Genomic DNA, 25,533 nt, shown 5'->3' on the forward strand with positions numbered 1-25,533 from the left:
GGGGCGCGCTCGGCCGCGCTCCTCGCCCCGCTCTCTCTCCCGGGGGGGTTCGGGCGGCGCCCGGCCCCCGTGAAGCCCCACCCCCTCTTCGCCGCGCTCCTACGCGCCGTACGCCTTGAACGCGACCACGTGCGCGTGCGGCGCCCCGTGCGTCGCGTCCACCACGAGACGCAGGGCGCCGGTACTCACGGGACCGCCGTCCGGACCGCGCAGCTCGTGCACGCGGTGGCGGCGGCGGTTGTCCGTCACCGTCAGCAGCGTGCGCCAGGTGCCGTCGGGCTCGCGGCTCTGGACGCGGTAGTCGCGGACCAGCTCCGGCATGACCTCGAAGGGGGTGCGATGGCGGTGCAGGTTGTTGAGGTACTCGTCGACGTCGTCGTCGAACACCACACGCGCCTCGCCGATCCGGCGCTCCTCGTCCCAGTCGAGGCGCAGCCACTGCTCCGCCCGGTCCGGGTCGGCCAACGCCTCCGACGACCACATCTGCGGCCCCCCGTAGGGGCGCTGGAACCCTCCGACGGCCCGCTCGGGCAGGAACGCCGCGGTCTCCGGGGCCGCACGGAATCCGAAGGTCCGCCGGCGCAGTCCGCGGGCCTGCCACTCCAGGACCAGCTGGCCGTCCTCCTCGGGAATGTCGTGGTCGACGGCCACATCGCCCTCGACCCTGCTGCGCAGCGCGAGAACACCGTCGGTGCGCACGGGGACGAGGACCAGTGCCGTGTCCGGACAGGCGCGCACGATCAGGACGACGTTCTCCGGGGCGTCCGGGCGGTGGCCGAGACGGGCCGTGACCCAGTGGGGACCGTCGGCCGGTACGGTCACCGCGGTCGTGAGCAGATGGTCGACGGGGACGGCGTTCTCGGGGCGGCCGGTGCCCCACAGCTCCACGGTGAGCTCTCTCGGCTCGCCCGGAGCGCCGTGGACCAGCAGGTCGACCGTGTCTAGCGCGGGGTCGACCGGCAGCAGCAGCGCGAGGTCGCGGGTGAGCGGGTACGGCTCGCCGGGCGCGTCCCGCGTCGGCTCCGCCGCCAGCCGGCTCAGGTACGAGGAGGCGCTCACCCGGGCCGCACGGGCCAGGTTGTGGGGGTCGTCGTCGCCCAGGCCGATCACCGAGGCGTCCTGCCGCAGCAGGGCGCGGCGCACCAGCTCGGGACGCTCGGCGGCGAGCTCGCGCGGGCCGATGCCCTCGGCGACGCACAGTGCGGCGGCCGTGCCCGCGGCCTCGCCGAGTGTGGCGCAGGTGGCCATCACGCGGGTGGCACCGAACGCGATGTGGGTGGCGGATATGTTGCGCCCGGCGAACAGGAGGTTCGTGACGTTCGCCGAGTACAGGGAGCGCAGCGGGATGTGGAAGATTCCGTCCGCGTAGCGCTGGCGGGCCCCGGGCTCGTCGGCGTACATCCCCTGCACCGGGTGGAGGTCGACGGACCAGCCGCCGAAGGCGACGCGGTCGTCGAACTGCCGCTGCTCCAGGACGTCCTGCTGGCTCAGCATGTGGTCGCCGAGGAAGCGGCGGTACTCGCGCTTGCCCGGGAGGCTGCCGACCCACTCCAGCGTCATGTTCTCGGCGTCGGGGAACTCGCCGGAGTTCTTGATGTGGTCCCAGATGCCCATGATCACGGCCTGGAGTTCGTCACGGATGCGTTCGTTGTCGTGGACGGTGTCGTGCTCTCCGCCCCACTCGATCCACCAGTAGTCGCAGCCGTTGTCGCCGGTGCGCAGCACACGGTTGCGCAGGATGGGCGTGGTCGTGAGGTCACGGGCGTACGCGGGCGGAACGAACTTCACCGGCCGGCCGGCGTCCTTGGTGTGGAACAGGATGGTCGAACCGAGCAGCGCCTCGTCCTTCTCCTCGGGCGCCCAGGGCTCACCGAACTCCTCGCGCGCCTCGCGGCCGATGCGGTGGTGGGCGCCCGCGAGGTGGCCGAGCAGGCCGTCCCCGGTGCAGTCGAGGAACTGACGGGCGTGGAAGGTGATGCGCCGCTCGGAGCCCATCATCCAGCCGGTGCAGGAGTGCACCTCGCGCGCGTCGTCCGGGCCGCTCGCGTCGACCTCCCGTACGTCGGTGTTGAGGTACAGGTCGATGCCCGGTTCCGCCCGGACCGCGTCGAGGACGACCTGGTCCCAGTAGTACGGGTTCCCCTCGGGGTTGCGGTACTGGTTCTCGGTGTACAGCTCGCCCATGATGCCGGTCTCCCGGGCCCAGCGGTGCACGCCGTGGGCGGTGGCTCCGCAGACCCAGACGCGGACCTCGCTGCTGGCGTTGCCGCCCAGCACCGGCCGGTTGTTGACCAGCGCGACGCGCCGGCCGAGCCGGGCCGCGGCGATGGCTGCGCAGGTCCCCGCCAGGCCGCCGCCGATGACGGCGATGTCGTAATGGACCTCTTCTTCCCGCACGGGGCGGCCTCCTCGGTGTGAAGCACGGATTCTCTCCGCCACAGCGGAGCGACCATGAACGTACATCACATCCATATTGTGCAACTACTGTTCAGTCAGTGGGATGTGTTGTAAGTTTCCGGCGCAGCCAACGATGCCGTCGGCAAGGGTCACCGCCTGAGCCCGCGGCAGGTCATCGACCTCGTCGGTTCTGCACAGAACCGACGATTCACCGACCAAAAGGGTTGACGTCTTCGCACCATATGGAGAACGATCCCGCATGCTGCAACTTGTATTCAGTGCGGCAGCATGACCTTCACACAGGGCCTCGGCCGGCGCACGGGACGGCGCGGCTCACGGCTCACGTCCGGCCGCATCGACTCCGCCCTGCGGAACGCAGCCACCGTGGCACGCCCTGCACCACCGCTCCCGCCCCGTTCGAGAGGACTGATCCATGAGTACGGCCGCACCTCCACGGAAGGCCGCTCCACGACGCGAGCGGACCGGTGGACGACTCTCCAACGGCGCGTTCGCACTGCTGCTGACCGCACCGGGGCTCGCCCTGTTCGCCGCGATCATCTTCTATCCGCTGCTGTCTGCCCTGTTCACCGGCTTCTTCAAGCAGGATCTGCGACTGCCGGGCCGTGAGTTCGTCGGCCTGGAGAACTTCGCCTACTGGCTGGACGGCGACTTCCTCACGATCTTCAAGCAGACGATGGTCTTCACCGTCGGCGCGACGATCGTCCCCTTCGTGCTCGGATTCGCGCTCGCGCTCGCGCTGAACTCCGGACTGAAGGGCAGCGGCTTCCTTCGCGGCCTGTTCCTGTTCCCCTGGGTGATCCCGGGCGTGGTGGTCTCCTTCCTCTGGATGTGGATCTTCAACGCGAACTACGGCGTGCTGAACGGCGTGCTCATGAAGGCCGGGTTCATCGAGGAGTCCGTGTCCTGGCTCGGCCAGCCGGGCACCGCCATGCTCGCCGTCATCGTGACCAAGACCTGGGCGAGCTTCCCCTGGATGATGGTGATGCTCCTGGCGGGTCTGCAGACCGTGCCCAAGGAGCTGCACGAGGCGGCCTCGATCGACGGGGCGGGCTCGGTCCGGCGCTTCTTCGCCGTCACCTGGCCGCAGGTGCGCGGGGTCGCCTCGATCGTGCTGCTGCTGGAGTTCATCTGGAACTTCCAGCACTTCGACACCATCTACGTGCTCACCGGCGGCGGCCCGGCCGGCGCCACCGAGACCTTCGCGACCGCCGTGTACCAGACCGCCTTCAAGGGCTTCGACATCGGCCGGGCGACCGCGCTGGGCGGTCTGTGGATGCTGCTCCTGCTCATCCTTGTCGCCGTCTACCTCAGGATCACCGAGCGGAAGGGCGACGCCCGATGACGTCCACGACCTCCACCCCGTTGCCCGGCACCGACCGGCTGAAGACGTCCGCCTCGTCCGCCGGACGCATCGCACGGCCCCGGATGCGCAAGGACCTGCTGCGCTCGCGGATCGTCGCCTGGACCGCCGTCGTGGTGATCGGCGCCTTCGGGCTCCTGCCGGTCTACTGGCTGCTGGCCACCGCCCTGAGCAGCCCCGAGCAGGCCTTCCAGTTCCCGCCGAAGCTGATCCCCACCGAGATCACCTTCAGCAACTTCACGGCGCTCGCCGAGAACGACCAGCTCATCAAGTACCTGCTCAACTCGCTCATCGTGGCCTCGATCACCGCGGTCCTGAGCGTGGTCGTCGCCACGTACATGGGTTACTCGTTCTCCAAGTTCCGCTACCGCGGCCGGCGCTCGCTGATGCACATGGTGCTGGCCTCCCAGATGTTCCCCCAGGCGCTCCTGCTGGTGACGCTGTACGCGGTGTTCTCCAGCTTCGGCCTGCTGAACACGTACACCGCCCTGGTGCTGTCCTTCACCACGTTCACGATGCCGCTGTGCGTCTGGATGCTGAAGGGCATCTTCGACACCATCCCGGACGCCCTGCTGGAGGCCGCTTCCATCGACGGCGCGTCCCGGTGGCGGACGCTGCACTCCATCGTGGCCCCGCTGGCCGCACCCGGGATGGTCGCCGCCGGGCTGTTCGCCTTCGTCCGCGGCTGGAACGACTTCATCTTCGCGGTGACGCTGGCCGACAAGGAGAAGCAGACCCTGCCGCCCGGCCTCGTCTCCACCTACATCGGCGAGTTCCAGGCCGCCTGGCCCGAGCTCATGGCCGCCTCGCTCGTGGTGTCCATCCCGGTCGTCGTCGCCTTCATGTTCCTGCAGCGCTACCTCGTCGGCGGCATGACCGCCGGCTCGGTCAAGAGCTGAGACCGCGGAACCCTCCGGCCCGGTCCTGAGCCGGGTCCGCGGTTCCCGCCCGCACCCTCCCCCCGCACCTCCCCGTCCGTACACTCCCCATGGAGACACCATGACCACCTCTGGCATCAGCCGCCGCGGCGCGCTGCGCATGTTCGGCATCGGCGCCCTCGGTGTGGCCGGCGTCGGCGCGCTGGGCGCCTGCGCGCCGTCCCCGGCCGGCTCCGGCAGCTCCTCCAACGGTGGCGACACGAAGTCCAAGGACTTCGACTTCACCTCGTGGTCGCTCAACGAGGAGGCCGCCAGACCCTCGATCGAGAAGATCGTCGCCGCTTGGGAGAAGGCCGAGAAGTCCAAGGTCCGCGCGGTCTCGTACCCGTACAACGAGTACCTGAGCCAGCTGACCCTCAAGCTCGGCGGCGGGGAGACGACCGGCGCGGTGCACCTCGACATCGCCTGGCTCGCCGCGGTGGCGCAGATGGGCAAGCTCGCCGACCTCGGTTCCGTGGCCCCGAAGGGCGGCTACACCGATGTGGCGCTGAAGAGCGGCGTGTACGACGGCAAGCAGTACGGCCTGCCGTGGAACACCGGCTCGATCGGCGTGATCGCCAACTCCAAGCTCCTGGAGAAGGCCGGCGTCAAGAAGCACCCCACCACCATCGAGGAGTTCGAGGACGCGCTGCGGGCACTGAAGGGGCTCGGCGGCGGTGTCGTGCCCTACGCTGCGGCCACCAAGGTCGCGCAGCTCAAGGACATCTTCCCGTGGATGCAGACCTTCGGCTGCACGCTGATGGACGGCGAGAAGGTCACCATCGGCGACGACGCGTCCGTGGACGCGGTCACCTGGTACAAGAAGCTGCACGACGCGAAGCTGATAGCCGCCGACGTGGACCGCTTCGACGCGCGCGCCCTGTTCGGCCAGGGGAAGGCCGCCTTCTACGACGACGCCGTCATCGGCAAGGGTGTGACCGCGGCCCAGTCCAAGGACAGGACACTGGCCGACGCGATGCAGCCGATGCAGCGCCCGGTGCTGCGCTCCGGTGACACGCCGCAGGCACTGCTGTGGGGTGGCGTGATCGCGATCGTCAACGGCAAGGGGCAGGAGGCGGCCACGCAGTTCGCGCTGCACACCACCTCCGACCTCGCCACCACCACCGAGTACTTCGCGTCGCGGGCCCTGCCGCCGTCCACCACGGCGGGCCTGGCCGACCCGAAGGTCGCCGAGGACACCTTCACCACCGAGTGGACCGAGAAGATCACCAAGACGGCGACGGGCAGCCCGTTCTGGCAGTTCGCCCAGAACGCGCAGATCGAGGAGGCCGTGGCCAAGCAGGTCCAGGCCGTCCTGGTCGGCAAGTCGAAGCCGAAGGACGCGATGAAGAAGGCCGGCGAGGAGGTCGCCGCGCTCATCAAGCGCTGAGACGGCGCAGGGCTGCAAGGGGCCCGGTGAAGGCGGAACGGCCTTCACCGGGCCCTTCGCCATGCCCGCAATTCCCGCACTCTGCTTCCGTCACGCGTATTCAGAATCCTCATTGTGCAATCTCTATTCACGATATGGGATCTGTTGTAAATTCCGGTGCGCAGCGGAGGAGCGGACCGGCCCGCGGGGCCGAACCGCTCCCCCACCATCCCGCCCGCGAAGGAGTTCACCTTGCGACGTCCCACGGCACGCGCGTACGCCGCCTCGGCAGCGGTCCTGGCCGCCCTGCTCACGCCCGGCCCGATCGCCCAGGCCGACAGCACGGACCGTGCGGCGGCAGCGGCGACGGTGATCGAGAAGGTCCCGTACACGATGGACACCTCGAACCAGGCCGCCTGGTGGACGCCTGCCGCCACCTACAAGGGCCGCGGCCAGTACACGTACTTCGCCTTCAACGAACCCGGCGCGACGGCCGCCACGCACCGCCCGGCCATCGCGCGGCGCGACCCGGACGGTGTGTGGAGCCGTCTGCCGCTGCTCGCCGGGAGCGGGCAGCAGGCCGAGTTCCCCGACGACAACGGCCACAACCAGCCGTCCGTCGCGCGCGACGGCAGCGGCCGTCTGCATGTGTTCACCTCCATGCACGCCAACCCCTGGCGCTACTTCCGCACCGAGGCCCCCGGCGGGGACGTCACGGACCACTCCGCCGAGCTGCCCGACCAGGGCGTGGCCATCACGTACCCGGTCGTGACCACCGCGCCCAACGGCGACCTGTACCTGGCCGCCCGCGTCGGCGCCGGGGCGGACCAGCGCCCCGGCCGGCTGTACCGCTGGGACAACGCCGCCGCACAGTGGAGTGTGGTCGCCACCTTCGCCGGCGCACTGAACCGCTCCGTGTACCCCGACGACCTGACGGTGGACGCCGCCGGGCGGGTGCACCTCCTGTACGAGTGGGCCAAGGCGCCGGCGACCGCCTTCCGGCACCAGCTCTCCTACCTGCGCTACGACCCGGCGACCGGCGCCTTCGCGGACAGCACGGGCGCGGCCGTCACCACTCCGGTGACACCGGCCACGTCCGATGTGATCCAGGAACTCACGGCCGGTGAGGAGTGGAGCATCGACAACGCCTACACGGGCCCGGCGGTACAGAGCGCCAAGCTCACCCTCGACGGCTCCTCCCCGAAGGTCGCCTACCGCTACCGCTCGGCCGACAGCGCCGGCGACTTCCGCGTGTACTACGCGTCCCCGAGCGGCGGCGACTGGGCCCGGCAGACCGTGTACGCCGGTGGCCAGACCGCTGCCGCCCTCGGCATCACCTGGGACGCGACGGACGCCGGGCGGGTGTACTACGTGACCGGCTCCGGTACCGACCGCGTCTTCGCCGCGACCGGTTCGGGCGGCACGTGGACCTCGCAGTCCGCCGCGCCGGGCGTGAGCGCGGACCGGCTCGCGGTGCGGCAGGACTCGGACGGGAAGGACGTACTGTACCTGCCGGACACCGCGCACAACTCGCTCTACTACGGGCTTCGTTGAGAGCTCGCGGGGCCTGACCTCCCAGGGTCTACGCGGAACAGTACGGGGGCGCTTCGTCCAGGTTCTCCTTCGTGATCAGGGCGAGGGGGATCTGGGCGATCCTGTCGGCCGGCTCGGTGCCCTTCCACTGTGCGAGCGCGTTCGTCACCGCCGTCTCGCCGATCACCTGGGGTGAGTTGGCCACGGTGGCGGAGAACCGGCCGTCCTTCACTGCGGACAGCCCCTTGTCCGTACCGTTCTCCGTCACGATTCGGACGTCCCGGGCACCGGCGGCGTCGAACGCCTTGCGGACGGCGAAGGCCATCTCCTCGTTGGCGACGAAGGCGTAGTCCAGGTCGGGGTGGGCCTCGATCATGTTCTCGGCGACGTCCTGGGCCTCCACCGGGTTGAACATCCCGGGCTGGTTCGCCACGACCTTCGCGTTGTCGGGCAGGGCAGCGGTGAAGCCGGAGACCATCAGGTCCGAGGCGGCCCCCGGCGCCCCCGCCACGATGCCCACCTCGACCTGTTTCCCGGCGGCGTCCTTCGCGATCCAGCCGGCGTCCAGCGCGCCGAGGCGCTCGAGGTCGACGACTGCCGCGCCGAGGATGCCGGAGATGTCGTCGGTGGCGACGGATGTCAGGAAGATGGGCACGTCGGCGGAGTCGGCCTTCGCGATGCCGCCTTCGAGCGCGTCGACGTTGACCGTCTGCACGACCAGCACGTCGACGTCGCGCGAGATCATGTCCTCGATGTTGGACAGTTCCCTGCCGGGATCCATCCGGGAGTTGGCGAGGTAGAGCTCGGCGCCCGCCGCTTTCGCCGTCTTCTCGACGGCCTTCTGCAGACAGGTGGCGAACTCGCTGGTGTCGCCGTTGACGAAGCCGAGGGTGACGGAGCCGTCGCCGCCGGAACCGGCACCGCAGCCGCTCAGTGCGACGGAGGTGCCGACGGCCAGCGAAGCTGCGAGGTCCCGGCGGAGACGGGCGGAGAAGGGCATGGTGAACCGCCTTTGCTTGCGGGTGAGCAGGTGGGGTGACGGCCCTGCCGTCAGGGGTGCGGGCGAACGCCGGCCAACTCACGCGGGGAGAAGTCCCTGCGCCGGTGGGAAGCGTGCCGGCCCGGCGGTCACCGGCCCGGCCTTCCGCGATCAGATCGGCCGGGCCATCGCCTCCAGAACGCGCTGGGTCAGTCCGGCATGGTCGAAGTCCGGGTGACTCGCGGGGTCCATCTCGTACTCGCCGATCTGCACCGACGACTCCACGACGAGCTTGCAGCGCTCGTAGCGGCGCTCGGTGTATGCCGCGAACGCCTCTTCATGACCGCTGTGGGACGACAGGCACTGGGCGAGAACGACACCGTCCTCGATGGCCTGCGCCGCCCCCTGTCCGAGGTGCGGGGTCACCGCGTGCACCGCGTCGCCCATGAGCACGATGCGGCCGTTGTGCCACGGCCCCGGTGCGATCAGCCACTCCTCCGGGCGGAACACGATCTGGGAGGAGTCGTTGACGTACTTGTCACGGACCCGCCCGGTCAGACCGCCGAACGGCGCGAGACGCTTCCGCAGTTCGTCCGCCATGCTGTCCTGGTCCAGCCAGCGGCCCTCTTCCCACGTGGTGTTGTAGAAGAGGTAGGCGAGGTCGGGACCGATCGGCACGAACCCGGCGAGGCCTTCCGGACCGTGCTGCAGGATGATCCGGTCGATCTCCGGCTCCCGGGGGATGTTGAGCCGGAAGGCCGACTGGCCCAGATAGACCGGCTCGACGTCCTCCGCCAGGACATAGGGCCGGACCTTGGAGTAGACGCCGTCGGCACCCACGACGAAGTCCACGACGTTCGCGGAGCCGTCGGTGTAGGTGACCTCGACACCGCCCGGCCCGTCGGTGAGCGTCGTGAAGGTCTTGCTGTAGTCGATGGTGACGCCGGATCCGAGGGCCTTGTCCGTCAGGATCCTGTGCAGCTGCGGCCTGGTGAGGCCGTTCATGGGCGGCAGTTCTGACCCGGGGATCCTGGCTCCCGGCATCTCGCGGACGAGGTTGCCGTCCACGTCGAGCATCTGGCCCCAGGCCGTGGTCGCGTACCCGACGGCCATGCACGCCTCGGCGCAGCCGATCGCGTCCAGCGCCCGCAGCGCGTTCACCGGCTGGATGATTCCCACGCCGTAGACCGACGAGTGGAGGTCCTCCTGGATCTCCACGACATTGACGTCGTAGCCCGCGTCACTCAGCGCGATGGAGGCGGACAGCCCACCGATCCCGCCGCCGACGATCAGAACAGTGCTTCCGTTCATTGCAACCACCCGGGTTCGTCGCCTTGGCCCCGGTGCGGGAACGCACGGGGGCCGGATTCGAGGTGAACGTAACGGCCTTTTCACAGAGCGGGAACCAGGCAGGAACGCACCTATAGCTTGCGTACCCGGATACTTGCGCCCTCGCGGAAAATGCTCTCTCGGAGAACGTCGATTCCCGACGACCCTTTCGTCTGGGATCGACGGATACGGGGAAGAGGAATCGACACCGGATCGATTCCGGACGCCGGAATCCCTCACTCACCAAACGGCCATGAGCTGGCAGTTCACCGAATCGAGGCCCTCCCGTCAGCGAACGCGTGACGGGAATCCATTATTTGCCCGATGCCGATGTCGGATTTCCCCGGCCGTCGCATTATGACCGGCCGACGGCAGGGGACACGACCCACTTCGGGGCGAAGAGAATCAATCACCGGGCCGCCGGATAATTTCCCTGAAACCTTGGGGGCGGAATGGGAGGACGCCCCGTACGATGTCATCGCCCAGCCGCGTCACGGGATGGCGCCGCCCCTTCAGCTCACACGGGAGAACCCTGTGGCGCACCAAGCCCTCGACGTACTCGACCTGAAGCTGCTTCAGGCGCTGGAACTCGACGGGCGTGCGCCGTTCAGTCACATCGCCCAGGTGCTGGGCGTCTCCGACCAGACCGTCGCGCGCCGGTTCCGTCGGCTGCGCGGCACCGCCCGTCTGCGGGTGACCGGCATGATCGACGACAGCCGTCTCGGCCGGACCAGCTGGATCGTCCGGCTCGGCTGTGCGCACGACACGGCGGCGCAGCTGGCCGCCGCGCTCGCCCGCCGGCCGGACACCCACTACGTCGACCTGGCGGCCGGCGGCACCGAGGTCGTGTGCGCGATCAAGCCGCACAGCAGGCAGGACCGTGACGAGCTTCTTCTGGAGCGCCTCCAGCGCACTCCTCACGTCACCTCGGTCAGCGCCCACTGCATCCTGCGTGCCTACTACGGCAACTCCCTCAGGTGGCTGCGCAAGATCAGCGCGCTCGGTCCGGAGGAGGAGAGCGCGCTCCGCGCTCCCGCCTCCGCGCCCCCTGCGGCACCGGTCGTGCTGGACGCCGCCGAGCAGACCATGCTCCAGGTGCTGCGGCGGGACGGCAGAGCCCCGCTCACCGAACTGCAGGCCGCAACCGGCCTGTCCGAGACCGTGGTCAAACGGCGCCTGGAACGGCTGCGCGCCACCGGCGTGCTGTATCTCGCCGTCGAGTACGACCACGAACCGCTCGGCCAGGGGGTCGAGGCCCTGTGCTGGCTGACCGTCGCTCCCCACGCGCTGGCTCGGGCCGGCCAGGAGGTCGCACGCCACCCCGAAGTGCGTTTCGCCGCGGCCGTGACGGGCCGGACCAATCTCGTCGTCTCCGCGCTCTGCCGCACCACGGACGACCTCTACGGCTTCCTGACCGAGAAGATCGGCGCCATCGGCGACGTGCAGACGGCGGAGACCGTCCTCACACTCCGCCGGGTCAAGGCGCTCACCACCGACCCTGCGCCGGCCGCCCCAGCCATCGGCTGAGCGGGCCGGGTCCGACGACAGCAGTGCCCCCACCGGGGGGTGGGGGCACGTGCCGGCCGCAGGGGCCGCCCCTTCGAGGGTGCCGCGCCGTGTCCTACCGCGCCGCGTCCGCCGCCGCGGTCGTCGTGAACGGCAGCACCAGCCGGGAGGGGTGCGCGGCGTCACGGTAGATCTTGTGGGTGACGGGCCGGCCCACCGGCAGATGGAAGGCGTCCGGAGGCAGCAGGGCGTTGTGCTCGTCGGCCAGCGGCTCGTCGTTGGACAGCTCCACGACCAGCTTGTGCCCGGGCAGGAACGTCGCCGCGAACGGGTAGACGCGCAGCACGTACTCCTCGATCCTCCCCGGCTCGACCGGCACCGCGCGGGTGTGCGGGTGGTAGGGGTCGCCCTCCGTGGTGCGCGCCTCGTCGAGCTCGCGGTGCGACGCCTTGAGGTAGGCGGTCGTGATGAGCTGACGCTTGCCGGTCGGGGCCTCGTCCCACATGCGCAGGATGAAGTTGGTGTCCGGCTGGTCGATCTCCGCGAAGATGTGCGCCGCGCCCTGGCCGATCAGCTCGGTGGGCTCGGTGAACGGGGCGGTGCTCCAGTTGAGGATCTCCACCTTGTCGGTCACCGTCAGCGGCGCCTGGTAGAAGCCGTCGGGCGCGGCGTGCTCGGCACCCATGAGTTCCGGCTCGAAGGAGAGCTTGCGGCGCGGACGCAGGTAGAGCGACTTGTACGCCACGTCCTTCGGCGGCCACTGCGTACCGGTGACGGTCTCGCGCGAGCCCTCGACGTGGACGGTGACGGGCGGCTCGTCCATGATCCCGTTGTCGATGCCCTTGAGCCAGTACTCGTACCAGCGGAACATCTTGTCGTGCTCCTCGATGAAGGGGCGCGACTGCATCGGCGGGTAGGGGCCGATGTCGAGCTTCTTCGGACCCTTCAGCGCGTGGTAGGTCTCGATGGTGCCGTCCATCGTCCAGCCGCGGCCCTGGTCGATCTGGAGCCAGACCGGGATGTCGATCCGGGGCGCGAGCGTGATGGGGTTGCGCTCCTCGTACCACTCGCTGTCGACCTCGTTCATGACGATGTCGAACCAGGCCTCGTGGTTCTTCGGGTAGTTCAGCACGTGGAAGAGGTTCGGCCAGGCGGCCACGTCCGGGTCCTGGAGGCGCTTGGCGACGCGCTCCTTGATCTCCTCGGGCGAAAAGGTCTCCAGCATGCGGGACTTGACGCCGTCGGTGAAGGCCCAGCCCGAGTCGCCGCCGCGGCCCTCGCGCGCGGCGCGCGGCATGAACCACATGACGCCGCCGTGGTAGGTGGTCTCGTAGAAGTCGTAGTGGCCGCCGCTGACGAAGATCGCCTTGAGGCTCGGCGGCCGTTCGGCTGCTGCCAGCACCTGCATCGAGCCGAAGTAGGAGATGCCGATCATGCCGACGTTGCCGTCGCACCACGGCTGTGCCGCGACCCACTCGATGAAGTCGTACGCGTCCTGGCCGAGCGAGACACCACCGGCGTTGTAGTTGCCGATGTGTTCGCCCTCGGAGGCTCCGGAGCCCCGGAGGTCGCCGATGACGTGCACGTAGTCCTCCTGGACGACGCGTGCGATGTCACCGGCCTCGATGCAGCCGTCCCACATGGGGCTCGGGCGCCGCTGCGGCGGGGTGGTGAGGGCGAGCGCCTGCAGCTCCTTGCCGTACGGGCTGAGCGCCACGAGCGCCGGCCGGGGCTTGTCGTCGACGCCGCTGTAGGTGTCGGCGGCGAGCACGACACCGTCGCGCATCGGCACTCGGAGATCCTTGCGGACGGTGATCTTCTGCCCGCCCGCCTGGATCGTCTGGAAGTCGGTCATGAGTGCTCCTGTGCTACGAGTTCTGGTGGTGCTGCATGCGGTAGCCGTGCATCGACGTGAAGAACGGCGACGGTTCGAGCGCGGGGTCGCCGGTGTAGCCGAGCTCCTCGGCGGCCGGGGCGAACGGGGAGTAGGGCGAATCCGTCTCCCGCAGACCGGCCCGGAGGCAGCCGCAGGCGGCCGCGCCGACACGGCCCTCGACCTCGAGGCTCTGGGTGAGGGCTTCCTGGGCCTGCGCGGCGTCGAGTTCGACGCCGTACGGGGTTCCGTCGGTGCGGCGGTACGGGTGTCCGAGGTACAGGTGCCGCGGGCGGAGTTCGTCGCGCACGTACTCCAGGCCGGTGCGGTAGGCCGCCGGGTCCATGTAGCCGGGGAAGCCGTTGGCCGCCCCGTGGACCTGCACCGCGTCGCCGACGAACACCGAGCGCTGTCCGTCGATCGAGTAGGCGACCGATCCGGGTGTGTGCCCCGGGATCGCGTGCACCGAGACGGTGACGTCGCCGCCGAGGGAGAGGGTCTCGCCGCCGTTGACGAGCAGTGAGGGCTCCATCTCGCCGGAGATGACGGTCTGCGTCGCGGCCGTGACCTTCGCCTCGCCCTCGGGGTCGCCCAGGTATCCGCCCCGGCCCGCGAGGTACTCCTCCACATGGGCGCGCCGCGAGCGGAGCATCGGGGCGTCCGCCTCGTGGATCACGACCTGGGCGCGCCGGCCGGTGAGCTCCCAGAGGGCGTGCGCCCCGCCGACGTGGTCGATGTGACCGTGGGTCAGCAGGATCCAGCGCACGTCCTCTATGCGCCGGCCGATCGCCTCCAGCGCGGGAGCCATCCCCTCGGCGGGCGAGGAGGCGATCCCCGTGTCGACGATGGCCGGCTCGGGTGCGTCGATGTAGAAGCTGTAGAGGCCGAACCGGCCCCACGGCGAGAACAGGGGATGGACGTTGACTGTGTGCGACATGGTCTTCTCTTTCCGGACTCGTACGTGGGGCGGAGCGGCCGGGTCAGTTCCGGTCGAGGAAGGCGCGCGTCTCGGCGAAGACGCGGTGGTATTCGGGGATCCAGGAGAAGTGCTGGACGAACCCGTGGCCCGCGCCCTCGTACCGGCTCACCGTCGCGTCCACGCCGGCTTCCCGCAGCCGCCGGCCGTAGAGCTCGCCCTCGTCGCGCAGCGGGTCGTGTTCCCCGGTGACGACGAGGGCCGGCGGCAGCCCGGTGAGGTCGGTCCGCTTGAGCGGCGAGACGAGCGGGTCCGCGGGGTCGGCGCCGCTGTCGAGGTAGAAGGCGTTGAAGGGCTTCAGCCCGGCCGTCTCCAGGCCGTAGCCCACGGCGTTCTCGCGCAGCGAGGCGTAGCGGTCGACGTCGAAGTCCAGGTCGAGGGAGGGGTAGTAGAGGACCTGGTGGGTGATCCGGTGGAAGCCGTCGTCGTGGGCCCTGGCCACGACCGCGGCGACGAAGTTGCCGCCGGAGCTGTCGCCTGCGACGACGAGGGGCGCGTCGTCCCGGGCGAGGCTCTCGTCCTCCTCAGCGGCCCAGCGCACGACCGCGTAGCAGTCGTCGAGTCCGGCCGGGAAGACGGCCTCGGGCGCCAGGCGGTAGCCGACGGATATGACCTTGAGGCCGGTCTCCTTCGCCAGGGAGCGCGCGACGTGGTCGTGCGTGTCCAGGCTGCCGAGGAAGAACGCGCCGCCGTGGAAGTAGACCAGCGCGCCGCGGCCGGCGGTCTCGGCGGGAGTGTAGATCCGCACCGGTACCTCGCCCGAAGCGGTCCGGGCGGTGACGTCCTCGACCGCGTGGAGCGGCAGGCGCTCGTCGAGGGGTGCGACGTGTGTCTCGTCGCCGGCGCGCATGGCGACCGGGTCGAGCGGGCCACCGGCCGGAGCCGGCAGGCCTGCGACGAACTTGGCGATCTCGGGGTGCAGGCTCATGGTGTCAGTCCTTCACGCCGGCAGCCGCGGGCTTCTGACCGGGGAAGACCTCGTCGATCTCGCCCTCGCTCCAGCCCTGGCGGGAGACCGCCTGCAGCTTGTCGGTCACCGGCTTGCGAGTGGCCTGGAACAGGGCCAGCGCCTCCTTCACGGAGTTCGCGTCCCGCAGGGCGTCGGCGAGCGCGCCGGCGTCCTCGACGGCCGAGTTCGCACCCTGGCCCTGGTGGTGCAGCATCGAGTGCGCGGCATCGCCCATCAGGACGACGGAGTCCGAGTGCCACGTGTCGATGGAGTCGATGTCGTAGACGGCCCGGATGTTCACGGTGTCCATGTCGAGTTCGCGCGTGATGTTCACGAGGCGCTCGTCGAAGCCCTCCACGGTCGCCAGAAGGTCTTCCTTGGAGACCTCGGGCACCCAGGTGCCGTCCGGGCACAGGGCGGTGATGTCGAAGGACACCTGGTTGCGGTGGCGCAGCGGCAGCAGATAGATCTTCGTGCCGCGGCCGATGTACATCCGGAGGTTGTCGTCGACGACAAGCCCGTGGGCGTCGTCGGCCGAAATGACGGCGCGGTAGGCGTGCTCGCCGGAGAAGACCGGCTCCTTCTCGCTGAACAGCTCCCGGCGGACGACGGACTTGATGCCGTCGGCGCCGATGACCAGGTCGGCCTCGACGCTCGCACCGTTGGCGAAGGTGAGGACGGCGCCGTCGCCCGTGTCCTGGACGCTCTCCAGTTTGTGGCCGAGGTGCACCATGCCCTCGGGGAGCACGCTCAGGAGGGCGTCGATGAAGTCACCGCGGTGGATGAGGTGGGTGTCGGTCTGCTCTCCGGCGACCGGCCACTCCTCTTTCATGATCAGCTCGCCGGTGGGCGTGAGGATTTCGAAGATCTCGCTCGGCGAGCTCACCTTCGCGATCGCGTCGAAGATTCCCCATTCGCGGAACCGGTTCATCGTGGAGGGGCGCAGGCCGATGCCGGCACCGGCCTCCCGGATCTGGTTCGCCTGCTCGTAGACGTTGACGTCAGCGCCGAGCAGGCTCAGCGCCTTGGCTGCCGCAGCACCGCCGTACCCGGCTCCGACGATGGCGATCTTGAGGTTCTTGAGGTCTGAGAGCTGCATGGTGGTTCTCTCTACTTCTGGATGGTGAGGAAGTCGGCCGGGTTGTCCACGAAGATCGTCTTGATCGCGGCCTCGTCGAGACCCGCGGCGCGGAGGTCCGGGATGAGGTCGTCGAAGATGTAGTTGACGGTGTGGCCCTTCACGCCCGGCCAGCCCAGCGGGGAGCAGTTGGCGTCGGCGGAGGCGAGGACCTGCTTCAGCCGCCCGTCACCGATGAACCGGAGGAAGTGGTCCAGCCGCTCCTTGCGCGGGCGGGCCCAGAACGGCGGGTCCGGCAGCTCGGTCTCGTAGCCGAAGGTGTCGAAGCCGATGCGGCCGCCCTGCTCCGCGATCCAGACGTCACGCGTCTTGTCGGCGTTGACGCCGTCGTCGACGTGTCCGAACAGGACGCGGTCCAGCGGGAGTCCCTCTTCGGCGAAGATCGCGATGGCGTTCTCGGCGTCGATCGCGAGGTGGGTCAGGATCGGTACGCCGGTGGCGAGCGAGGCGCGGGCAGCGGCGCGGTAGATGCGCTTGTCCAGGTCCGTCATGCGGCCGCCGCGGCTCACGCCGACCTTGATGACTCCCGCGAGACTGCCGGTGTTGCCGATGCCGACGGTGATCTCGTGCACGAACTGGCGGGTCAGGTAGTCCACATCGGCCCGGGCGAAGTGCGGCAGGGCGGTGTCGCCGCCGACGAAGCCGGTGCAGGCGACGATGTGGACGCCGGTCTTCGCCGACAACGACTTGTAGTAGTCGACGTCCCGCCCGTTGCAGATCCCGGTCGCGTCGACGAAGGTCCCGCCGCCGCTCTCGTGGAACGTGCGCAGCTTCGGGACGGTCTCCTCGTACCGCTGCTCGGGGGTCTTCCACCACTTCGTGTCCAGCTCGGAGCCGGGCATGCCGTAGCCAATGTGCTCATGGATGGCCACGAGGCCCAGTTCCTCGGCCGGGATCGTCCCGAGGACGGTGTTCACTCTCGACACAACACTCACCTTTGAATGAAGAGACTTGATGGTCGTGCGTGCCGGTGCGCTCAGCGCACCGACAGCAGGTCGCGCGGGTTGTCCACGAGAATCCGCTGCGCGTCCTCGTCGCTGAGACCCTGTGCCTTCAGGAGCGGGACGAAAGTGGTCAGGACGTAGCTGTACGGCACGTCGTTGCCTGCGTGGCCCTTGGCCACCCCGGTCGCACTGCTCGACAGCAGGATCCGGTCGCCGTAGCCGGCCCGCACGAGGTCGGTGACCAGTGCGGCGCGCTCGGCGTCGGTGATGTGGGCCTCGTCCTCCACGCCGACGTGGTCGAGTGCGACGTAGGCGCCGCGGCGGGCGACCTCCTGGGGTGCGCCGGCTTCGACGGCGTCCTTGCGGTCGAGTCCCGCGACGACGACGCGGTCGGCCGGCAGGTTCTCGTCCAGGGCGACGCCGAGGTCGTGGAGGGCGTCGCTTCCGTAGCGGACGGAGACCGCGACACCGGTGCTCAGGGCGGTCCGGGCCGCGCCGCGCAGCAGGCTCTCGTCGGTTGCCGTCATGCCCTCGGGGGTCGCGACGGTGGCGACCAGACCGGCGGCGCCGCGACGCTCCACGCGGGGAACGACCATGCCCTCGGTGACCTCCTCGGTGAAGAGGTCGGCGAACTTCTCGGCCGGCCAGGGCGTCGGGGGGTTGGTCTGCGGCGTGAGGAAGTAGCCGCCCAGCAGTTCCTCCGGGCCCTGCCCCGTCGAGGCGACGATGTGCACGCCGGTCGTGCGGGAGAGGGCCTCGTACAGCCGGACGTCCCGGCCGTGGAACATGCCGGTGCTGTCGACGACGGTGCCGCCGCCATGGACCCGGAAGTCCGTCAGCTTCGCGGCGAGGGTCTCGAAGATCTCGGCGCGGTCGATGGTGATGTCGAAGGCGTACTCCGCGCCCGGCACCACCGACAGCAGGGCCTCATGGACCGAGACGACGCCCAGATCCTCGTTCGGCACGGGCCCCAGGACGGTGTTCACGGTGTTGCTCTTGACGCTCATGCCTGCCCTCACATGTACGGGTGGGGTGCATTGCACCTTGTGGCTGGAGTCACCGTAGCCATTCGCTTTACACGACGTCAATGAAACAGACACCTAGAAAAAATATTCATCTGAGGGTGTGTTGAGGGTCGAGGAAGGAGGGCCGAGGGAGCGATTCATCAATCTTCTGCATGCAGCTGCATGCCAATCATTCATTTGTTGGATGTGATGGCAGCCACTTCACTGGGCGCATGACCACCCCATGCACCTCCGATATCGACCTCTTCGCGGACGAGGTCGTGCTCGACCCCTATCCCGTCTACGCCGAGCTGCGGGAACAGGGATCCGTCGTCCATCTCCGCAGGAACGACGTCCATGTGCTGACGCGGTACGAAGCCATCCGCAGCGCGCTCGCCGACTGGCAGTCGTTCTCCTCGGACTCCATCGGGTTCAATCCGGCCGTCAACGAGGCCCTCAGCGGCACCTCGCTCGCGTCCGATCCGCCGGTGCACACGCAGCTTCGGGCCACGCTCACCGAGAACCTCTCCCCGCGCGCGCTGCGCGGGCTGAAGGGGCGCATCGAGGCCAAGGCCGACGCCCTGGTCGCCCAACTCGTCGAACAGGGCAGCTTCGAGGCGATCGACGCCCTCGCCCGGGCCTTCCCCCTGGAGGTCGTCGCCGACCTGATCGGCTTCACCGGCCAGGCGCGCGACAACATGCTGCGCTGGGGACAGGCCGCCATGCAGGTCATCGGTCCGATGAACCGGCGCACGACGGAGAACTTCCCGATCGCCGGCGAGCTCTACGCCTGGTGCTCCCAGGTCCGGGCGACCGATCTGGCCGAAGGGTCCGTGGGCCGGTGCATCTTCGACGCCGAAGCGCGCGGCGCCGTCGCGCCGGGTTCGGCCGGTGCCATCATCCACCAGTACCTCGGTGCGGGAGTCGACACCACGGTGGCGGCGATCGGCAACATCGTCGCCCTCTTCGGCTCGCACCCCGGCCAGCTCGACCTGATCCGCAAGGACCCCTCGCTGGTGCCGGCCGCGTTCAACGAGGTGCTTCGCTTCTGGGCCCCCGTGCACGCCTGGGGCCGCCGCGCCACCACGGACGTCGAGATCGACGGAGTCGTCATCCCCGAAGGCGCCCAGGTCGCCGTCCTGTTCGGCGCAGGCAACCGCGACCCCCTGCACTTCGAGGACCCGGACACCTTCCTGGTCGAGCGCAACCCCGTCGACCACCTCTCGTTCGGCTACGGCCCGCACGGCTGCGCGGGCCAGGGGCTCGCCCGGCTGGAGGCCCACGCGGTGATCGACGCGCTGTCCCGGCGCGTGAAGCGCCTCGTGGTCGGGCCCGAGGTCCGGATCCCCGGCAACATCACCCGGAGCATCGAGGAGCTCCCCGTCCTGGAGGTGATTCCGGCATGAGGATCGTTCTCGACCGACCCCGCTGCGAGGGCCACGGCCTGTGCGAGGAAGCCGCACCGCAGCTCATGCACCTCGACGACGACGGCGAGCTCGTCCTCGACCGCGAGGAGATCGAGGGCGCCGACGCCGCCCCGGCGAACGCCGCCGTCCGTGTGTGTCCGGTCGCCGCGCTGAGGCTCGCATGAGCGGCGCGACGGTGGAACGCGTCGTGGTCGTCGGCAACGGGATCGCCGGGCTCACCGCCGCCGACACGCTCCGTGAGGCCGGCTTCGACGGCGAACTGACGATCGTCGGCGACGAACCGCACCCGGCGTACAGCCGCCCGGCACTGTCCAAGGCGCTCCTGCTCGACGACGCCGACCTGACGTCGCACGAGCTGCCGCCGGCCGGCCACGGGGCGAAGGAACTCCTGGGCGTACGTGCGACCGGGCTGAACCTCGACCGCGGGCTCGTCACGCTCGACGACGGCACCGCCCTGCCGTACGACCGCCTCGTCCTCGCCACCGGCTCCCGGGCGCGACGGCTGTCCGCCCTGCCCGGGGAGCTCACCCTGCGGGGACTCGACGACGCCCTGGCCCTGCGCAGCCGGCTGGCGGGCCGGCCCTCGGTCGTCGTGGTCGGCGGCGGACCGCTCGGGATGGAGATCGCCTCCGGGTGCCTGGCCGCCGGCTGCCGGGTCACCCTCGTCTCCCAGGGGGTTCCCCTGGCGGTCCAGCTCGGGCCGTACCTCGCAAGCGTCTTCGTCGGGGCCGCGCTGGACCAGGGGCTCACCCTCGTGGAGACCGGGTCGGCGCGGATCGCAGGGTCCGGGGACAGCGCCCGGGCCGTACTCGACGACGGCACGGTCCTCGAAGCGGACCTTCTCGTGTCCGCCGTCGGCGACATCCCCAACACGGAGTGGCTCGCGGACACGGGACTTGTCGCCCAGGGCGGCGTCATCCCGGTCGACTCGCGCGGGCTCGTCCGTTCCGATGTCGCGGCCGTCGGAGACCTCGCGGCCTTCCCCACCCCGTACGGCCTGCGCCGCCTTCCCCTGTGGAGCAGCGCGATCGAGCAGGCGAAGGCCGCCGCGCGGGCACTCCTCGACGGCGAGGACGCGCCGCCGCTCCGGCTCCAGCCGTACTTCTGGACCGAGCAGTTCGGACTGCGCCTCAAAGCGGTGGGCTTCCTGCCGCTGGAGGGCGAACCCGTCTACGTCGACGGAGGCCCGGGTGGCGAGCCGGCGCTGATGCGCTGGTCCCACGCCGACGGCACCGGTGCGGCCGTGGCGCTCAACTACCGGATCCCGATCCCCCGGCTGCGTCGCATGACCCGGGCGGGCTCGTAAGGTCTACTCCATGAGCGACGGCGAAGAGGGCACCACAGGCTCGGGGTTGGACCGGCTGGCCTCGGTCAACCTCAACCTGCTGGTGCCCCTTCTCGCGCTCCTGGAGGAGGGTTCGGTGACCAGGGCGGCGGAACGGGTGGGTCTGTCGCAGCCGGCGATGAGCCACGCCCTCACGCGCATGCGGCGTCTGCTGGGTGACCATCTCGTCGTCCGGCAGGGGACCGGCGTCACGCTCACCCCGCGCGCGCTGGAGCTGATCGCGCCGCTGCGCAGTGCCCTGGAGCAGACGGCACGCATCGTGGACTTCCCGTGCTTCGACCCCGCCACGGACCGGCGCGTCATCACGGTCGCCATGACGAACAGCACGGCGTTCGTCGTCGGCCCCCACCTGACCCGGCTCGTCGCCGAGCGCGCCCCGCACGCCACCTTGCGTGTGCGCACGATCACGGTGCCGACCGAGGCCACCTTCACCGACAAGGGCGTCGATGTCGTGCTCGTCTCCGAGGGCCACTTCTCGCCGTACCCGCGCGAGCGCCTGTACAACGACCGCTGTGTGGTGGTGGCCTCACCGGACACGCCGCCTGAGGCGAGCGCGCTCGAACTCCTGACCACGCAGAGGCACATCGTCGTCGACACCGAACGGCGCGTCTTCCCGTACTCGTTGCTGGAGGAGAACGGGATCACCTACCGGGTCGGCCAGTTGATCTCCGACTTCCTGCTGGTGCCGTTCCTGGTCGCCCGTGCCGGCGGCGGCGTCGCGCTGCTGCGCTTCCAGGTGGCCACCGCCATGCGGGCGCTCACGGACCTGCGGATCGAGGAGTTCCCGTTCCCGCTCCCGGGGCTGGGGATCGACATCGTCTGGAACCCCCGCCTGAGCGATCAGTACTTCACCGAATGGCTGCGGGCGCTGCTGTTCGACGCCGCCGCGAGCCTGTGACCACGACCGCGGACGACGCTGTACGGCACCGGCCACCAACCGGCACCGCGACCGCGGTCAGTGCAGCAGGCGTACCCAGCTGGTCCCGAGCTCCTCGATCATCTGGTCGCGGGTGAGCTTCCAGTCGGCGCGGTGCCAGTTCTGGGCGACGAAGTCGAGCTCGGCCATCGCCAGCACGCCCCGGAAGTGCCGCTGATACGGCTCCAGGCGCCCGGCCGCCGTCAGCCCGTCCTTGATGTCGCCGATGGCCTCCTCCATCCACTGCTCGACCAGGTCGGTGAGCTCCGGGTCAACCACCGCGGCGTCGCGGCCGATCCGGATGAGGGGCCAGATCGCCGGCCAGCTGTCGGCGGTGCGGCGCAGCCAGTCCGTGATCGCCTCGGGCGACCCGTCGGCGACGGTGGCCACGAGGCCCTGCGCGGTGGAACCGTGCTCGGGAGAGCCGACGCGCTGCAGCACCTCGTTGAGCTGCTCGTCGATGAGAGCCTGCATCAGCTCGCTGCGGGAGGAGAAGTACGCGTAGAAGGTCGCCCGCGTCGTACCCGCCGCGGTCGCGATGTCGTCGACCGTGGTGGCGGCGTACCCCTTCGTCTTGAACTGCTCGATTCCCGACTCCAGAAGCAGACGGCGGGTCATCTGCTTCTGTGCCTCACGAAGGTTCGCCATGACCGGATCCTAACGCGCTGCCGTACGTCGATCGCACGGACCGGCTGCACACCACACACACCGCACCGAATCCTGACGCGCCGTACAACGACTTGCCGGCGCTCACTCCGCCCCCTCCGGGCGGCTCATCCGATCAGGTCGACCGCGAGCCGCTTCCGCAGCTCCGCGACCGTGGTCCCGTACGTCTCCAGGACGCGGACCCCGTCCGGACCGGGGGCGAAGATGCCGTGGTCGGTGTAGACGCGGCTGACGCAGCCCGCGCCGGTGAGCGGGCAGGTGCAGACGGGGACGAGCTTGGGGGCGCCGTCCCGGGTGAACAGCCGCATCATCACCAGGACCTCCCGGGCCCCGACGGCGAGGTCCATCGCTCCGCCGACGGCGGGGATGGCATCGGGATCACCGGTGTGCCAGTTGGCCAGGTCACCGTGGGCCGAGACCTCGAAGGCCCCGAGGACGCACACGTCGAGGTGGCCGCCCCGCATCATCGCGAAGGAGTCGGCGTGGTGGAAGTACGCGGCCCCGGGCAGTTCGGTGACCGGCACCTTTCCCGCGTTGGTGAGATCGGGGTCGATCTCGTCCCCGGCCGCGGCCGGGCCCATGCCGAGCATGCCGTTCTCGGTGTGCAGCACGATCCCCGCGTCCGCCGGCAGGTGCTCGGCGATCCTGGTCGGCTGCCCGATGCCGAGGTTGACGTAGGAACCGGGGGCGATGTCGAGGGCGATGCGGGCCGCGAGTTCGTCGGTGGTGAGCGGGCCGCGGCCGAGGTGCTCCACGGGCCCCGTCCCGAATGTGGTGTTCGTGGCCGTCATCAGCGGGCTCCCTGCACGGTGAGTCGTCGGGCCTCGGCCCGGACGAGACGGTCGACGTAGATTCCGGGCGTGACCACGGCCTCCGGATCGATCTCCCCGGCGGGCACGATCTCGGTGACCTGGGCGACGACCGTCGTGGCCGCGGTGGCCATGACAGGGCCGAAGTTCCGGGCGGTCCTGCGGTAGACGAGGTTGCCCATGGTGTCGGCGCGGTACGCCGAGATCAGGGCGACGTCCCCCTTGATCGGGTACTCCAGGACATGGGCGCGCCCGTCGATCTCCCGGGTCTCCTTGCCCTCGGCGAGGAGGGTGCCGGCGCCGACGGGGCAGTAGAAGGCGCCGATTCCCGCGCCTGCGGCCCGCAGCCTTTCGGCGAGGGTGCCCTGGGGCACCACCTCCAGCTCGATGCGCCCGGCCCGGTACAGCTCGTCGAACACATAGGAGTCGCTCTGCCGGGGGAAGGAACAGATCACTCTGCGGACCCGGCCCGCCCTGAGCAGCGCGGCCAGGCCCGCATCGCCGTTCCCGGCGTTGTTGGACACCACGGTCAGCTCGCCGGCCCCCTGCCGGATCAGGGCGTCGATGAGGTCGAACGGCATGCCCGCCAGACCGAATCCGCCCACCAGGACCGTCGAACCGTCCTCGACACCCGCGACGGCCTCGTCGACCGTCGCAGCGATGGTCGTGATCATGCCTGGGCCACCTCGTGAGCGACGGTCCCGGCCTGCTCCTCGATCCGTGCCGAGGAGAGCGGGATGGGCGTGAACATCTCGGGTTCCTCGTCCGGGGACAGCGCGGTGGGGCCGTACACCCAGTCGGTGAATCCGTAGTCGTGGTCGTCCCGGCCTCGCATGATCGCGTTGCGCTGCAGCCGGCTCTCCCCGTCCAGGTGCCACAGCTCGCCCCAGGCGCGGGCGGTCGTCTGCACCCGGCGGCAGTGCTCGACGCGGACCGCTTCGTAGGAGGCGAGGACGGCGTCCCAGTCCGGCGCTCCGGCGTTCGCGGCCGCCCCGGTGTTCACGTCTGCGCCCTCGTCCGCCCCCGCGTTCGCGGCGGTCTGGCGGGCGACGTGCCGGGCGAAGACCCAGCCGTCCTCGATCGCCATGATCGCGCCCTGCGCCATGTACTGGAGCGGCGGGTGGGCGGCGTCGCCGAGCAGGGCGATCCTGCCGTGCACCCACGTCTCGATCGGGTCCCGGTCGAGCATCTGCCACCAGCGGTCGCGCCACATCAGGGGGATGCCCTTGCGTACGGTGTCGCAGGTGGCGGCGAAGGCCGCGTCCAGCTCGTCCGGCGTACCCCAGTCGTCCTTCCCCGCCAGCGCCTTCGGCGACTCGAACACGGCGACCTGGTTGAACATGTCGCCGCCGCGCAGGGCGTACTGAACGAAGTGGCAGCGCGGGCCGACGTACACGGTGACGTCCTTCTCCGCGATGCCGTTCTCGCGCACCTGGTCGATCGGGACGGCCGCGCGGTAGGCGACGTAGTCGGAGCTGACCACGTCGTCGCCTACCAGCTTGCGCCGGGCCACGGAGTGCAGTCCGTCGGCGGCGATGACCACCGGCGCCTCCTCGGTGCTGCCGTCCGCGAGGTGGACCCTGGCGCCGCCTTCGGTGTGCTCGTAGTCGGTCACCGTCCGGTCCGTCAGCAGCTCCACACCGGCCCGCCGGCAGGCGCGCAGGAAGATGCCGTGCAGGTCGCTGCGGTGGATCACCATGTACGGGAAGCCGTAGCGCCGCTCCACGTCCCGCAGGTCGAGCCGGGTCAGCTCGCGGGAGTCGAGCGCGTCGCGCATCACCATGTTCTCCGGGAGCACACCCAGCTCCTTGGCCTCGTCGAGCAGACCGTACTCGTCGAGGATGCGGGTGCAGTTGGGCGCGATCTGAATACCGGCGCCGACCTCGCCGAACTCCGGAGCCCGTTCAAGGACACGCACGCGCAACCCCTGCCGGGCGAGGGCGAACGCGGAGCTGAGGCCACCGATGCCGCCTCCGACGATGATCACGTCAGGGTTTTCGCCGGTGGGAGGGGTCGCAGGATTCATCGTCTCTTCCTCGAATCGCGGGAGTCGTCGAGTGGCAGAAGTGCTTGGG

22 protein-coding genes are annotated in these 25,533 nt (G+C 69.9%); 9 read left to right on the forward strand and 13 right to left on the reverse strand.

The window, feature by feature from the left end:
* Window positions 1–99: 99 nt before the first annotated feature.
* Complete coding sequence (locus tag ABT025_RS19805; RefSeq protein ID WP_350995779.1) at window positions 100–2,397, reverse strand: FAD-dependent oxidoreductase; 2,298 nt, start codon at window positions 2,395–2,397, stop codon at window positions 100–102.
* A 433-nt stretch (window positions 2,398–2,830) separates the two neighbouring features.
* Between ABT025_RS19805 and ABT025_RS19810 the strand changes: the two genes are divergently transcribed.
* The 4 genes from ABT025_RS19810 to ABT025_RS19825 all read left to right on the forward strand — a co-directional run bounded on the left by ABT025_RS19810 (window position 2,831) and on the right by ABT025_RS19825 (window position 7,618).
* Entirely contained in the window at window positions 2,831–3,760 is a 930-nt protein-coding gene (locus ABT025_RS19810) for a carbohydrate ABC transporter permease (RefSeq protein WP_350995781.1), read from the forward strand.
* Window positions 3,757–4,677, forward strand: coding sequence for a carbohydrate ABC transporter permease (locus ABT025_RS19815; protein WP_350995783.1), 921 nt, complete (start codon window positions 3,757–3,759; stop codon window positions 4,675–4,677). Before ABT025_RS19810 ends, ABT025_RS19815 begins: the two co-directional genes overlap by 4 nt.
* Before the next feature lie 100 nt (window positions 4,678–4,777).
* Window positions 4,778–6,085, forward strand: a complete 1,308-nt coding sequence (locus tag ABT025_RS19820) for a sugar ABC transporter substrate-binding protein (protein WP_350995785.1) — start codon at window positions 4,778–4,780, stop codon at window positions 6,083–6,085.
* 231 nt (window positions 6,086–6,316) lie between these two features.
* Window positions 6,317–7,618, forward strand: coding sequence for a BNR-4 repeat-containing protein (locus ABT025_RS19825; RefSeq protein WP_350995788.1), 1,302 nt, complete (start codon window positions 6,317–6,319; stop codon window positions 7,616–7,618).
* 28 nt (window positions 7,619–7,646) lie between these two features.
* On the opposite strand, the gene ABT025_RS19830 is transcribed toward ABT025_RS19825, so the two are convergent.
* Both ABT025_RS19830 and ABT025_RS19835 read right to left on the reverse strand, forming a co-directional pair.
* Window positions 7,647–8,597 (reverse strand): sugar ABC transporter substrate-binding protein, encoded by a 951-nt coding sequence (locus tag ABT025_RS19830; RefSeq protein WP_350995791.1) that lies wholly within the window; start codon window positions 8,595–8,597, stop codon window positions 7,647–7,649.
* 150 nt (window positions 8,598–8,747) lie between these two features.
* Complete coding sequence (locus ABT025_RS19835) at window positions 8,748–9,887, reverse strand: FAD-dependent monooxygenase (protein WP_350995793.1); 1,140 nt, start codon at window positions 9,885–9,887, stop codon at window positions 8,748–8,750.
* A gap of 552 nt (window positions 9,888–10,439) precedes the next feature.
* On the opposite strand from ABT025_RS19835, the gene ABT025_RS19840 reads away from it, so the two are divergent.
* Window positions 10,440–11,432, forward strand: a complete 993-nt coding sequence (locus ABT025_RS19840) for an Lrp/AsnC family transcriptional regulator (RefSeq protein ID WP_350995796.1) — start codon at window positions 10,440–10,442, stop codon at window positions 11,430–11,432.
* Between the two features lie 94 nt (window positions 11,433–11,526).
* Here ABT025_RS19840 and ABT025_RS19845 read toward each other — a convergent pair whose 3' ends face one another.
* The 6 genes from ABT025_RS19845 to ABT025_RS19870 are packed head-to-tail and all read right to left on the reverse strand — an operon-like array spanning window position 11,527 to window position 18,298.
* Entirely contained in the window at window positions 11,527–13,266 is a 1,740-nt protein-coding gene (locus ABT025_RS19845) for a CocE/NonD family hydrolase (protein WP_350995799.1), read from the reverse strand.
* A 13-nt stretch (window positions 13,267–13,279) separates the two neighbouring features.
* Complete coding sequence (locus ABT025_RS19850) at window positions 13,280–14,221, reverse strand: MBL fold metallo-hydrolase (RefSeq protein WP_350995802.1); 942 nt, start codon at window positions 14,219–14,221, stop codon at window positions 13,280–13,282.
* Between the two features lie 43 nt (window positions 14,222–14,264).
* The gene (locus ABT025_RS19855) at window positions 14,265–15,188 is read right to left on the reverse strand and encodes an alpha/beta hydrolase (RefSeq protein WP_350995804.1); all 924 of its coding nucleotides are present in this window, start codon (window positions 15,186–15,188) and stop codon (window positions 14,265–14,267) included.
* A 4-nt stretch (window positions 15,189–15,192) separates the two neighbouring features.
* Window positions 15,193–16,308: an FAD-dependent monooxygenase gene (locus ABT025_RS19860; protein WP_350995807.1), complete on the reverse strand. Its 1,116-nt coding sequence runs from the start codon at window positions 16,306–16,308 to the stop codon at window positions 15,193–15,195.
* 11 nt (window positions 16,309–16,319) lie between these two features.
* Window positions 16,320–17,273, reverse strand: a complete 954-nt coding sequence (locus tag ABT025_RS19865; RefSeq protein WP_350995810.1) for a phosphotriesterase family protein — start codon at window positions 17,271–17,273, stop codon at window positions 16,320–16,322.
* Between the two features lie 50 nt (window positions 17,274–17,323).
* Window positions 17,324–18,298, reverse strand: coding sequence for a phosphotriesterase family protein (locus ABT025_RS19870; protein WP_350995815.1), 975 nt, complete (start codon window positions 18,296–18,298; stop codon window positions 17,324–17,326).
* A 230-nt stretch (window positions 18,299–18,528) separates the two neighbouring features.
* On the opposite strand from ABT025_RS19870, the gene ABT025_RS19875 reads away from it, so the two are divergent.
* Genes ABT025_RS19875 through ABT025_RS19890 form a run of 4 tightly spaced genes read left to right on the forward strand, consistent with a single transcriptional unit; the run spans window position 18,529 to window position 21,965 of the window.
* A complete protein-coding gene (locus tag ABT025_RS19875; protein WP_350995820.1) occupies window positions 18,529–19,701 on the forward strand; it encodes a cytochrome P450 in 1,173 nt (390 codons plus the stop codon).
* A complete protein-coding gene (locus tag ABT025_RS19880) occupies window positions 19,698–19,886 on the forward strand; it encodes a ferredoxin (RefSeq protein WP_350995823.1) in 189 nt (62 codons plus the stop codon). The genes ABT025_RS19875 and ABT025_RS19880 overlap by 4 nt, the downstream gene beginning before the upstream one ends.
* Window positions 19,883–21,028, forward strand: coding sequence for an NAD(P)/FAD-dependent oxidoreductase (locus ABT025_RS19885; RefSeq protein ID WP_350995825.1), 1,146 nt, complete (start codon window positions 19,883–19,885; stop codon window positions 21,026–21,028). The genes ABT025_RS19880 and ABT025_RS19885 overlap by 4 nt, the downstream gene beginning before the upstream one ends.
* A gap of 10 nt (window positions 21,029–21,038) precedes the next feature.
* Complete coding sequence (locus ABT025_RS19890) at window positions 21,039–21,965, forward strand: LysR family transcriptional regulator (RefSeq protein WP_350995828.1); 927 nt, start codon at window positions 21,039–21,041, stop codon at window positions 21,963–21,965.
* A 57-nt stretch (window positions 21,966–22,022) separates the two neighbouring features.
* Here the strand turns inward: ABT025_RS19890 and ABT025_RS19895 are convergent, their stop codons facing one another.
* The 4 genes from ABT025_RS19895 to ABT025_RS19910 all read right to left on the reverse strand — a co-directional run bounded on the left by ABT025_RS19895 (window position 22,023) and on the right by ABT025_RS19910 (window position 25,484).
* Window positions 22,023–22,631: a TetR/AcrR family transcriptional regulator gene (locus tag ABT025_RS19895; protein WP_350995831.1), complete on the reverse strand. Its 609-nt coding sequence runs from the start codon at window positions 22,629–22,631 to the stop codon at window positions 22,023–22,025.
* A gap of 125 nt (window positions 22,632–22,756) precedes the next feature.
* Entirely contained in the window at window positions 22,757–23,440 is a 684-nt protein-coding gene (locus ABT025_RS19900; RefSeq protein WP_350995834.1) for a 3-oxoacid CoA-transferase subunit B, read from the reverse strand.
* On the reverse strand, window positions 23,440–24,132 hold the full coding sequence (locus ABT025_RS19905; RefSeq protein WP_350995837.1) for a 3-oxoacid CoA-transferase subunit A: 693 nt from the start codon (window positions 24,130–24,132) through the stop codon (window positions 23,440–23,442). The genes ABT025_RS19900 and ABT025_RS19905 overlap by 1 nt, the downstream gene beginning before the upstream one ends.
* Window positions 24,129–25,484, reverse strand: coding sequence for an FAD-dependent oxidoreductase (locus ABT025_RS19910; RefSeq protein ID WP_350995840.1), 1,356 nt, complete (start codon window positions 25,482–25,484; stop codon window positions 24,129–24,131). The genes ABT025_RS19905 and ABT025_RS19910 overlap by 4 nt, the downstream gene beginning before the upstream one ends.
* Between the last annotated feature and the right edge of the window lie 49 nt (window positions 25,485–25,533).

Source organism: Streptomyces sp. NPDC002809 (assembly GCF_040295435.1).
Classification (GTDB): domain Bacteria; phylum Actinomycetota; class Actinomycetes; order Streptomycetales; family Streptomycetaceae; genus Streptomyces.

Coding starts and splice junctions, on each gene's coding strand:
- ABT025_RS19810 (WP_350995781.1), top strand. CDS start 2,831: ATGAGTACGGCCGCACCTCCACGGAAGGCCGCTCCACGACGCGAGCGG.
- ABT025_RS19815 (WP_350995783.1), top strand. CDS start 3,757: ATGACGTCCACGACCTCCACCCCGTTGCCCGGCACCGACCGGCTGAAG.
- ABT025_RS19820 (WP_350995785.1), top strand. CDS start 4,778: ATGACCACCTCTGGCATCAGCCGCCGCGGCGCGCTGCGCATGTTCGGC.
- ABT025_RS19830 (WP_350995791.1), bottom strand. CDS start 8,597: ATGCCCTTCTCCGCCCGTCTCCGCCGGGACCTCGCAGCTTCGCTGGCC.
- ABT025_RS19835 (WP_350995793.1), bottom strand. CDS start 9,887: ATGAACGGAAGCACTGTTCTGATCGTCGGCGGCGGGATCGGTGGGCTG.
- ABT025_RS19845 (WP_350995799.1), bottom strand. CDS start 13,266: ATGACCGACTTCCAGACGATCCAGGCGGGCGGGCAGAAGATCACCGTC.
- ABT025_RS19850 (WP_350995802.1), bottom strand. CDS start 14,221: ATGTCGCACACAGTCAACGTCCATCCCCTGTTCTCGCCGTGGGGCCGG.
- ABT025_RS19855 (WP_350995804.1), bottom strand. CDS start 15,188: ATGAGCCTGCACCCCGAGATCGCCAAGTTCGTCGCAGGCCTGCCGGCT.
- ABT025_RS19860 (WP_350995807.1), bottom strand. CDS start 16,308: ATGCAGCTCTCAGACCTCAAGAACCTCAAGATCGCCATCGTCGGAGCC.
- ABT025_RS19870 (WP_350995815.1), bottom strand. CDS start 18,298: ATGAGCGTCAAGAGCAACACCGTGAACACCGTCCTGGGGCCCGTGCCG.
- ABT025_RS19875 (WP_350995820.1), top strand. CDS start 18,529: ATGACCACCCCATGCACCTCCGATATCGACCTCTTCGCGGACGAGGTC.
- ABT025_RS19880 (WP_350995823.1), top strand. CDS start 19,698: ATGAGGATCGTTCTCGACCGACCCCGCTGCGAGGGCCACGGCCTGTGC.
- ABT025_RS19885 (WP_350995825.1), top strand. CDS start 19,883: ATGAGCGGCGCGACGGTGGAACGCGTCGTGGTCGTCGGCAACGGGATC.
- ABT025_RS19890 (WP_350995828.1), top strand. CDS start 21,039: ATGAGCGACGGCGAAGAGGGCACCACAGGCTCGGGGTTGGACCGGCTG.
- ABT025_RS19895 (WP_350995831.1), bottom strand. CDS start 22,631: ATGGCGAACCTTCGTGAGGCACAGAAGCAGATGACCCGCCGTCTGCTT.
- ABT025_RS19900 (WP_350995834.1), bottom strand. CDS start 23,440: ATGACGGCCACGAACACCACATTCGGGACGGGGCCCGTGGAGCACCTC.
- ABT025_RS19905 (WP_350995837.1), bottom strand. CDS start 24,132: ATGATCACGACCATCGCTGCGACGGTCGACGAGGCCGTCGCGGGTGTC.
- ABT025_RS19910 (WP_350995840.1), bottom strand. CDS start 25,484: ATGAATCCTGCGACCCCTCCCACCGGCGAAAACCCTGACGTGATCATC.